This window comes from Escherichia sp. TW14182 (genome assembly GCF_000208525.1).
Taxonomy (GTDB): Bacteria; Pseudomonadota; Gammaproteobacteria; order Enterobacterales; family Enterobacteriaceae; genus Escherichia; species Escherichia ruysiae.
Genome location: NZ_AEJZ01000460.1, coordinates 1 through 812, shown reverse-complemented (window position 1 = coordinate 812; position 812 = coordinate 1). Strand labels below are relative to the sequence as shown.

General features: G+C 51.7%; 1 protein-coding gene and 1 pseudogene. Both read right to left on the bottom strand.

From position 1 onward, the window contains the following. Positions 1-423 (bottom strand): hypothetical protein (locus EQY_RS0123225; protein ID WP_000613367.1); only part of this gene is annotated, 423 nt, incomplete at its 3' end. A 23-nt stretch (positions 424-446) separates the two neighbouring features. Further along, positions 447-812 (bottom strand): annotated as a pseudogene (locus tag EQY_RS0123220) (hypothetical protein); the annotation flags it as partial.

Below are 812 nucleotides of genomic sequence, written 5' to 3'. Positions count from 1 at the left end.
ATCCCACATTTCAGAGTTGATGTAATACGTACCGGTAATGGTGATGGCCACACCCGGCTCGCCCCCGGCGAAGGTCATATCCTGCACATTGGTGATCGCCGTGTTATAGATATCGAAGTCACCAAACACCGTGCTGTCGCTATACACTTTTGCGTCGCCGATCGTGGCGTTTTTTTCCCATTGCGCCTTGAATTGTTTTCCCAGCGCCTGGCTACGCAGCAGATGAACACGCGCCTGTAAAATCATGTATGGCTGCGGCGACTGCACGGCTCCCGTCATAGCGGGTAAAAACTCCGTGATATTGCCCTGAAAGGACAATTCGACGCCTTCTTTTGCCAGAAATGAGGCGGACACATTCAGTTCGGAATGAGAGGTGAATTTAACGCTGGCGCGAACCCGGTTAAGGGTGCCAACGGGGATCATTGGATTAGGCACGGTTCAGTCCCTCACGAAAGCTGCATTGTCACATTGATGTTAAAAATGATTTCGACAAATCCGCGCATCGGCGTATAGGAGGCCGAAAGGCCTGCATAACGCCCGATACCGTAATCATTCGGATTAGTGTTGATATACTGGCGGAAAGGCACTGCATCGACGACAGGCTGACCGTTGACCAGGCCGTAAGATACGCCCGTATTGAACACCGCCTGTGCGACCTGCTGTAGACGGTCGATTCCGTCCTGGTTGTAGTAAAGCGGGTTAATTGGGTTATTGCTGCCGTTGATCACCGTGTTGGCGAGCTGCATATCGACGTTAATCTGCACCCAGTCTACGGAATACCAGTACGTCATATCGTTACCGTCACTGGTAAC